Annotated in this window: 8 protein-coding genes; 7 read left to right on the top strand and 1 reads right to left on the bottom strand. The window is 46.4% G+C overall.

Features of this window, described 5'->3' with window-relative positions:
- The first annotated feature begins 24 nt into the window (after positions 1-24).
- Positions 25-1,455, top strand: a complete 1,431-nt coding sequence (gene hldE, locus R7E00_RS22260; RefSeq protein ID WP_017633601.1) for a bifunctional D-glycero-beta-D-manno-heptose-7-phosphate kinase/D-glycero-beta-D-manno-heptose 1-phosphate adenylyltransferase HldE — start codon at positions 25-27, stop codon at positions 1,453-1,455.
- Between the two features lie 178 nt (positions 1,456-1,633).
- Here hldE and tolC read toward each other — a convergent pair whose 3' ends face one another.
- Positions 1,634-2,962, bottom strand: a complete 1,329-nt coding sequence (gene tolC, locus R7E00_RS22255; RefSeq protein WP_005379884.1) for an outer membrane channel protein TolC — start codon at positions 2,960-2,962, stop codon at positions 1,634-1,636.
- Positions 2,963-3,191: 229 nt separating this feature from the next.
- Between tolC and nudF the strand changes: the two genes are divergently transcribed.
- The 6 genes from nudF to parC all read left to right on the top strand — a co-directional run.
- Complete coding sequence (nudF, locus tag R7E00_RS22250; protein WP_017633602.1) at positions 3,192-3,842, top strand: ADP-ribose diphosphatase; 651 nt, start codon at positions 3,192-3,194, stop codon at positions 3,840-3,842.
- Positions 3,842-4,285 carry a DUF1249 family protein gene (locus tag R7E00_RS22245; protein ID WP_017633603.1) on the top strand — a complete coding sequence of 148 codons (444 nt, stop codon included), beginning with the start codon at positions 3,842-3,844 and terminating at the stop codon, positions 4,283-4,285. Before nudF ends, R7E00_RS22245 begins: the two co-directional genes overlap by 1 nt.
- Positions 4,286-4,346: 61 nt before the next feature.
- Positions 4,347-5,153, top strand: coding sequence for a 3',5'-cyclic-AMP phosphodiesterase (gene cpdA / locus R7E00_RS22240; RefSeq protein ID WP_047101984.1), 807 nt, complete (start codon positions 4,347-4,349; stop codon positions 5,151-5,153).
- 47 nt (positions 5,154-5,200) lie between these two features.
- The gene (gene yqiA, locus R7E00_RS22235; RefSeq protein WP_005379875.1) at positions 5,201-5,785 is read left to right on the top strand and encodes an esterase YqiA; all 585 of its coding nucleotides are present in this window, start codon (positions 5,201-5,203) and stop codon (positions 5,783-5,785) included.
- 249 nt (positions 5,786-6,034) lie between these two features.
- The gene (gene parE, locus R7E00_RS22230; RefSeq protein ID WP_005387417.1) at positions 6,035-7,915 is read left to right on the top strand and encodes a DNA topoisomerase IV subunit B; all 1,881 of its coding nucleotides are present in this window, start codon (positions 6,035-6,037) and stop codon (positions 7,913-7,915) included.
- Positions 7,916-7,918: 3 nt separating this feature from the next.
- Positions 7,919-9,168 (top strand): DNA topoisomerase IV subunit A (gene parC, locus R7E00_RS22225; RefSeq protein WP_318124473.1); only part of this gene is annotated, 1,250 nt, incomplete at its 3' end.

Here is a 9,168-nt window from a genome sequence, read left to right as displayed (position 1 = left end):
CGATTTAATTTTTGGAGACCAACAATGAAACCAATTCTACCTGATTACAACAGCGCTGGTGTGCTCATCATCGGTGATGTCATGCTAGATCGTTACTGGTATGGCCCAACCGGGCGCATTTCTCCTGAAGCGCCGGTTCCTGTTGTAAAAGTAGAAAACAATGAAGAGCGTCCTGGTGGTGCTGCGAACGTTGCGATGAACATCGCATCATTAGGTGGCCATGCTCACATTGTTGGTCTAACTGGGGAAGATGAGCCTGCAAAAGTGCTGACGGAGACGCTGAGCTCGCTCAATGTGAAGTGCGATTTCGTTGCGCTGCCTGATTACCCAACGATTACGAAGCTTCGTGTAATGAGCCGTGGACAACAACTGATCCGCCTCGACTTCGAAGACAAATTTGAAAACACAGATTCTGCACCTGTGCTATCGCGTATGGATGCCGCACTGCCAAACGTTAAAGCCGTGATTATGTCTGACTACGCAAAAGGTTCGTTAGAGCATGTTCAGGCATACATTCAAAAAGCGCGCGCAGCAAATATTCCGGTTTTCATTGACCCGAAAGGTGCGGATTTTGAACGCTACCGTGGCGCAACACTTCTTACGCCAAACATGAAAGAGTTCGAAGACGTTGTAGGTAAAGTGAAATCTGACCAAGAGCTAGTAGAGAAAGCGCTGGCTTTGGTTGAAGAGTTTGAATTTGAAGCGCTTTTAGTGACACGCAGCGAAAACGGAATGACCTTGATTCGTCGTGGTCAGGAACCGTTCCACCTTCCAACTCAAGCGAAAGAAGTGTACGACGTGACAGGTGCGGGCGACACGGTTATCTCTGTATTGGCAGCGTCTGTTGCCGCAGGCAAATCATTTGAAGAAGCGTGTGCACTAGCAAACGCAGCGGCAGGTGTTGTAGTTGGTAAACTAGGCACGTCAACGCTTTCTGAGATTGAATTAGCAGAAGCGGTACATGGCAGCCAAGACACGGATTACGGTGTGATTTCAGAAAAAGCACTGATCGAAGCGGTGAAAAAAGCACGAGCTCGTGGCGAGAAAGTCGTTATGACAAATGGCTGCTTTGATATTCTGCACGCTGGGCATGTGTCTTACTTAAACCATGCTGCTGAACTGGGCGATCGCCTAATCGTTGCGGTAAATACCGATGAGTCAGTAAAACGCCTTAAAGGCCCTGGTCGTCCGGTAAACCCAACCGATCGCCGCATGGCGGTGTTGGCAGGTTTGGGCGCTGTGGATTGGGTTGTACCATTTAGTGAAGATACGCCGCAGCGTTTGATCTCAGAAGTTCTACCAAGCTTGCTAGTAAAAGGCGGTGACTACAAACCAGAAGAGATTGCTGGTGGTAAAGAAGTCATTGCGGCGGGTGGTGAAGTTCGTGTATTGAACTTTGAAGATGGCTGCTCGACCAGTGAAATCATTAATGCAATCAAAGGCGGTAAGGGCTAAGCCTGCTGTTTGTTAGCATTGAAATGCTATTTGCTCATAAAGGTCGCTAAGTGCGGCCTTTTTGATACTTGATGCTCAGAGACACTTTTAGGCTCTGAACTACAAGTAATAAAAAACGCCAGCTGATAACTCAACTGGCGTTTTTTATTTATTAAGACCTGAAGTATTCAGTTAGCGGTTATTTTGCCGCTTTCAAACCTGCATCAACGTCCAAGATGTCTTGTTCGCTTAGCGTACCAACTGCTTGGCGTAGCTGAAGAACACTTAAAATGTAGTCGTAACGAGCGTTCGATAGGTTTTTGTTCGCATCGTATAGACGACGAGTCGCGTCCAGTACATCAACGATAGTACGAGTACCTACATCAAAGCCAGCTTCTGTTGCTTCTAGTGCAGAGCGTGCAGAAATAACCGCTTGCTCATACGCACGTAATGCGCCGATAGAGGCGTTAATGTTGTTGTTTTGTGCGCGAACATCTTTGACTACGCTACGGTACTGTGCTTCAAGATCTTCGCTTGCTGCCACGTACGCGTATTCAGCTTGTTTGGTTTGAGAGGTTACGTTACCACCTGTGTATAGCGGTACTGCAAGGTTCACACCAATATTGAAGTTGTCTGTCGTGTTATCACGAGAGCTATGAGAAGTATCACCGTAGTTGTAACCACCGTCTAGAGAGAGCGTTGGTAGGTGGCCAGAGCTTGCTAGTGAAATATTGTCACGCGCAATGTCTTGAAGAATACGTGAAGATAGCAAGGTCAGGTTTTTGGTTTTTGCTTCATCAATGAGCGATTCAGCTGGTACGGTCGATGGGCTAGCAGTGAAGCGGCCAGTGTCCAAAATGTTGAGATCTTTGTGCTCTTGGCCTGTAATTTCACGCAGTGACTCGTAGCTATTAGTTAGCGCGTTTTCTGCCAACACTTCGTCCGCTAGCACTTGGTCGTACTGAGCTTGTGCGTCATGCACGTCAGTGATTGCAGACAAACCTACTTCAAAACGTTGTTTAGTTTGCTCAAGTTGACGGCCAACCGCGGCTTTTTCTGCACGTACGAAAACAAGATTATCTTGTGCGCGTAGAACTTCAAAATACGCTTGTGACACGCGAAGAATCAGTGCCTGTTGCGTCGCTGCGTAAGTTGCGTCTGCTTGGCGAGCACTTTTCTCAGCAGTATCTAGAGAGATCCAAGATGCGCGGTTGTAAAGTGCTTGTGAAAAGCTAACGCCAGCGGTTAGCGCGTTGCCATCGTTTGATACGTCACTAATTAGATTTGAATCGTATTCAGTATCACCACGAGTTAAATTGTAACCCGCAGTAAGGTTGATCTGTGGTAATAGAGCACTACGGCTTGAGGTGATTGCTTCGAAAGCTTGGTCACGTTGTGCTGCTACACTGAGCAATTGTGGATCATTTTGTTTTGCCAAGTCGTAGATTTCAGCCAAAGAGTCTGCGAACGCAGACGTACTCATGCTACCTAGCGCTGCACTGATAAATAGTGGAAGCAATTTTTTCATTTTCTATTCCCGCGGTCCATAGATTGGTTAATTCTCAGTAGTTTAACTCAATTTGCACGATATTTACTCTAAAGTTTGCACTTTTTTACACGTAATTATCCACTTGTGCAATAAATTTTTAGCAAAGACTTAAATTAATTTGTAACTATTATACAAAAAGTTGAGCCAAGTCCTTTGAGCAAGCGAATAACAATGAGTAAACTACAGGATTCACTCAGAGAGGTGTTGAATGCAACAGCGTGACAAACAACAACAAGATTTTACTTCGCGAGATGTAAAAGTCATCTCGAAAGAAACCTTATTTGAAGGTTTTTTCAAAATGGTGAAATACCGCTTTCAGCATAGGCTATTTGCTGGTGGTTGGAGTGGAGTTGTCGAACGAGAAATGTTCGAGCGTGGTCACGCAGCAGCGATGCTTCCTTATGATCCAAAGACGGACCAGGTCGTAATCATTGAACAGATTCGTATTGGCGCGTTGGAACATGAACACCCTTGGCAGCTAGAAATTGTCGCCGGTATGATTGACCGCGATGAATCTGCTGAAGCCGTAATTCGTCGAGAGGCTGTCGAAGAAGCGGGGATTCAGGTGGGGCGCGTTGTACCTGTTACGTCCTATTATCCTTCGGCTGGTGGTTGCTCGGAAAAGCTAGACGTCTTTGTTGGTGAAGTGGATGCGTCTAAAGCGCACGGCATTCATGGTTTAGACTATGAGAATGAAGATATCCGCGTTCATGTCATGAGTCGTGAAACGGCGTATCAATGGGTGAAGGACGGAAAATTTGAAAATGGTGCGTCGATTATTGCGTTGCAATGGCTGCAATTACACCATCAAGAGTTAAAGTCAGAATGGGGACTATCCCAAACGGTGGAGAGTGAGTAATGGCACAATTGGCTGAAAAACAACAATATCATGTTGATTTGGCTGGTCTTATGAGAACCTATGAGACCAACTACGCTAAGTTGAACGCCTTATTGCCTGCTTCTGCCGAAGTTGGGGATGTACGTTGCTACCAAGCGGCGAACATGGTTTACCAATTGACCGTGAATGAAATCACAAAATACACCACAGTTGTTGAGATATGTCAGAGTGATGAAACGCCAGTGTTTCCTTTACCGACGATGTCTGTCAGGCTTTATCATGATGCGAGAGTAGCCGAAGTATGCTCAAGCGGAGAGTTCTCTCGCATAAAAGCTAAGTATGATTATCCCAATGACCAACTGATGCAGAAAGATGAAAAGCATCAATTAAACACATTCCTCGGTGAATGGCTGACGTTTTGTTTACGAAGTGGTATCAGTAGAACACCACTTGCCTTCAATTGATCGTCACGTCACTAAAGGAAAATAACAAATATCGATATAGTGGACGAATCAGGTTTTCATTTTGCAATCATCTAGTGACAGCATCAAACTTTTACAAATTACGGATACTCATCTGTTTGCTGCCGATGAGGGAAGTTTGCTAAGCGTAAAAACAGTCGATAGCTTTAATGCTGTTGTTGCTGATGTTTTACGCCGCAACGTGGCGTTTGATTACATTTTGGCGACGGGCGATATTTCCCAAGACCATAGTGCAGAATCTTATCAGCGCTTTGCCAACGGCATTGAACCGCTAGAGAAAGACTGTTTTTGGCTACCTGGTAATCATGATTACAAGCCTAATATGGGCAGTGTTTTGCCTTCGCCACAAATCAAAGCCGCAGAGCATGTATTGCTTGGCGAGTATTGGCAGTTAATTCTTTTAGACTCGCAAGTGGTTGGCGTTCCTCATGGGCGCTTGAGTGATCAGCAATTAACGCTACTCGAAGAAAAGCTAGCCGAACACCCAGAAAGACACACACTTGTTTTGTTGCATCATCACCCGTTACTGGTGGGAAGCGCGTGGCTTGATCAACATACTTTAAAAGATGCCGAAGCGTTTTGGCAGGTTGTCGAGCGTTTTGATAACGTGAAAGGCATTCTCTGTGGCCATGTTCATCAAGATATGAATGTGCTTCACAAGGGCATTCGAGTGATGGCAACACCCTCAACTTGTGTTCAGTTTAAGCCTAACTCGGATGATTTTGCCCTTGATACCACTTCGCCTGGTTGGCGGGAACTGCAACTACACGCTTGTGGCGATATTACGACCCAAGTAGGTCGGCTTCCTGATGGCCAGTTCCAACCAGACTTCTCTTCTAACGGCTACTAACGCGCCCGAGCTCTCTGTTCGGGCTCGCTTTTTTGTGCGAGATATCTATGAGTAAACCTTCACTTCTTCTCTATATCCATGGCTTTAATAGCTCTCCACTCTCCATGAAAGCGAATGTGATGAGAGCCTACTGCGAGCAACATAGGTCTGATATCAAGGTGATTGTTCCCCAGTTACCTTGTTATCCTCAGCAAGCGGCGAAAATGTTGTTGGATATTATCGAGCAATATAAAGATGACTATAAAATTGGTCTAGTGGGCAGCTCATTAGGCGGTTTTATGTCAACGTGGCTAAATGACAAGTTTGGGTTTAAAGCGGTAGTGGTTAACCCCGCAGTCAAGCCTTATGAGTTGCTAGTAGATTATTTGGGTAAGCAAACTAACCCATATACGCATGAAACCTATACACTTGAAGCTTGTCATATTGACGAGTTAAAAGCTCTTGATGTACAAAGCATCGCGTCGCCACATTCTTTTTGGTTATTGCAACAAACAGAAGATGAGGTTTTAGACTATCGACAAGCGGTAGATAAGTTTGCAGACGCTAAGCAAACAGTAGAACAAGGCGGTGATCACAGTTTTGTAGGCTTTGAGCGTTATCCTGCACAGATTATCGAGTTTCTAGAACTGTAATTCGAAAGCGATTGGAAAAGGCTCATAGTTTTTATTGATATATCCAACCGTTTCTTGACATGGGCGGTATGCTTTCCGACTATGTTTTGCCAAAAGATCTTAAGGGTCGAGGACCCTGGCTACTTTGTTATGCATCATGTTTACAAACTCTTAGTGATGTGAACAGGGTGGCTTTTTCGTTTCCTGAGTATGGGTACGCCCATTGGTGATACTCAGGCAACAAGTAAACTTTGAGAATAATTCCGTATTATGACTGAACAATATAATGCTGGTGCCATTGAAGTACTGAATGGCTTAGAGCCAGTACGTCGCCGACCAGGGATGTATACGGATACAGCGCGCCCAAACCATTTGGGCCAAGAAGTTATCGACAACAGTGTCGATGAAGCGCTAGCCGGACATGCCTCAAAAGTACAAGTCATCCTACATGCTGACCAATCACTCGAAGTGATCGATGATGGTCGAGGCATGCCTGTTGATATCCACCCAGAAGAGAAAGTATCAGGCGTAGAGCTAATTCTATGTAAGCTACATGCGGGTGGTAAGTTCTCTAACAAAAACTACCAATTCTCTGGTGGTTTGCACGGGGTAGGTATATCTGTAGTAAACGCGTTGTCAAAACGCGTTGAAGTAACAGTTCGTCGTGATGGTCAAGTGTATGAAATTGCATTTGAACACGGCGAGAAAGTGTCTGATCTGACCGTAACTGGCACATGTGGTCGTCGTAATCGCGGTACCAGCGTACATTTCTGGCCTGATGCGAAGTACTTCGATTCGGCTAACTTCTCTGTGACGCGCTTAGTCAACAACCTGCGCGCAAAAGCGGTTTTGTGTCCGGGTTTAGAAATCACATTAACCGACAAAGTTAATGGCAAAGACTATAAGTGGTACTACGAAGACGGTTTGAAAGACTATCTTGCGGAAGGTGTAAAAGGCTATCCAGTTATTCCTGAAGAACCATTTACTGGTGAGTTCTTGGCGGATACTGAAGCGGCAAACTGGGCGGTAATTTGGCAGCCAGAAGGCGGTGAGATGATCACCGAAAGCTACGTTAACCTAATCCCAACCGCTCAAGGTGGTACGCACGTTAATGGTTTACGCCAAGGCTTGTTGGAAGCGATGCGCGAATTCTGTGAGTTCCGTAATCTATTACCTCGTGGTGTGAAGCTAACGGGTGATGACGTTTTCGACCGCTGTTCTTACGTGCTGTCGGTTAAGATTCAAGACCCGCAATTTGCGGGCCAGACCAAGGAACGTCTCTCTTCTCGTCAAACCGCGGCATTTGTCTCTGGCGTAGTCAAAGATGCGTTCAGCCTTTGGTTGAACGAAAAGCCTCAGCTCGCAGAGCAATTGGCAGAAGTCTGTATCGCTAACGCGCACCGTCGTATGCGAGCGGCGAAAAAAGTCGTACGTAAGAAAGTGGCGTCCGGTCCGGCACTGCCAGGCAAGTTGACCGACTGTTCAGCACAAGACTTAAGTCGCACGGAAATCTTCTTTGTGGAGGGTGACTCTGCGGGTGGCTCGGCAAAACAGGCACGTGACCGTGAATTCCAAGCTGTGATGCCACTGCGTGGTAAGATCTTGAACACTTGGGAAGTCTCTGCCGATCAAGTTCTTGCGTCTCAAGAAGTACACGATATCTCCGTTGCTTTGGGTATTGACCCAGATAGCGACAACCTCGAGAGTCTTCGTTACGGTAAGATCTGTATCCTTGCCGATGCGGACTCGGATGGTCTTCACATCGCAACGCTGCTTTGTGCTCTATTTACTCGTCACTTCCGCGCACTAGTGGAAGCGGGTCATATCTATGTGGCGATGCCGCCTCTGTATCGAATCGACTGCGGGAAAGAAGTGTTCTACGCCCTCGATGATGATGAAAAAGATGGCATTTTAGAGCGCTTGTCGAAGAAGAAAGCCAAAATCAACGTGCAACGATTCAAAGGTCTGGGTGAGATGAACCCACTTCAGTTGCGTGAAACCACCATGGATCCGAACACGCGTCGCTTAGTGCAGTTAACCATTGACGACTCTACGGCGACCATGGAAATGATGGACATGCTGCTAGGTAAAAAGCGTGCAGATGACCGTCGTTCTTGGCTACAAAACAACGGCGACTTGGCAGAGGTGTAACGGATGTCTACAGAAATTACCTACGATGGCGTCGAACAATTGCCAATGCGCAAGTTCACTGAAGACGCTTATCTGAACTACTCGATGTACGTAATCATGGACCGCGCCTTGCCATACATTGGTGATGGCTTAAAGCCGGTTCAACGACGCATCATTTATGCGATGTCAGAGCTTGGTCTCTCTGCATCAGCAAAATACAAAAAATCTGCACGTACCGTTGGTGACGTGCTAGGTAAATACCATCCGCACGGTGATTCAGCGTGCTACGAAGCGATGGTATTGATGGCTCAGCCATTCTCTTACCGCTATCCATTAGTGGATGGTCAAGGTAACTGGGGTGCGCCAGATGATCCGAAATCATTTGCGGCAATGCGTTATACCGAAGCAAAACTGTCTAAGTTTGCTGAAGTATTGCTTGGCGAACTTGGCCAGGGCACGGTTGAATGGCAACCTAACTTTGATGGCACAATGAAAGAGCCACAAATGTTGCCAGCACGTCTGCCTCACATCCTGCTTAACGGTGTAACCGGCATTGCCGTTGGTATGGCAACAGACATCCCACCGCACAACGTTCGTGAAATCGCAGATGCGACTATTCATTTGATCGACAACCCGAAAGCAGAACTGCCTGATGTGATGCAGTTCGTTAAAGGTCCGGATTACCCAACAGAAGCAGAAATTATCTCGCCGCAAGCGGATATCGAGAAGATTTACCGCAACGGTCGTGGCAGCATCAAAATGCGCGCGGTTTGGCATAAAGAAGGTTCTGATATTGTTATCACTTCTTTGCCTCACCAAGTATCGGGTGCCAAACTGCTTGAGCAAATCGCTAACCAGATGCGTGCGAAGAAGCTGCCAATGGTTGACGATCTTCGTGACGAATCGGATCACGAGAACCCAACGCGTATCGTTGTGGTGCCTAAGTCAAACCGCGTCGATTGTGATTTGTTGATGAACCACTTGTTCGCATCAACGGATCTTGAGCGCAGTTACCGCGTTAACTTGAACATGATTGGTTTGGATAACCGTCCTCAAGTTAAAGGTCTGGTGCAAATTCTGTCTGAGTGGATCGAGTTTCGTCGTACGACTGTGCGTCGTCGTCTACAACACCGCCTAGACAAAGTAATGGCTCGTCTACACATCTTGGAAGGTTTGTTAGTTGCTTACCTCAACCTAGATGAAGTGATTGAGATCATCCGTACTGAAGACGATCCAAAAGCGGTGCTGATGGAACGCTTTGGTATTACCGATAT

This window comes from Vibrio sp. Vb1755 (assembly GCF_033338635.1).
Classification (GTDB): Bacteria; Pseudomonadota; Gammaproteobacteria; order Enterobacterales; family Vibrionaceae; genus Vibrio; species Vibrio alginolyticus.
The sequence above is the reverse complement of the archived record's forward strand: the minus strand, read 5'-3'. Positions and strand labels throughout refer to the sequence as shown.

Coding starts and splice junctions, on each gene's coding strand:
- hldE (WP_017633601.1), top strand. CDS start 25: ATGAAACCAATTCTACCTGATTACAACAGCGCTGGTGTGCTCATCATC.
- tolC (WP_005379884.1), bottom strand. CDS start 2,962: ATGAAAAAATTGCTTCCACTATTTATCAGTGCAGCGCTAGGTAGCATG.
- nudF (WP_017633602.1), top strand. CDS start 3,192: ATGCAACAGCGTGACAAACAACAACAAGATTTTACTTCGCGAGATGTA.
- R7E00_RS22245 (WP_017633603.1), top strand. CDS start 3,842: ATGGCACAATTGGCTGAAAAACAACAATATCATGTTGATTTGGCTGGT.
- yqiA (WP_005379875.1), top strand. CDS start 5,201: ATGAGTAAACCTTCACTTCTTCTCTATATCCATGGCTTTAATAGCTCT.
- parE (WP_005387417.1), top strand. CDS start 6,035: ATGACTGAACAATATAATGCTGGTGCCATTGAAGTACTGAATGGCTTA.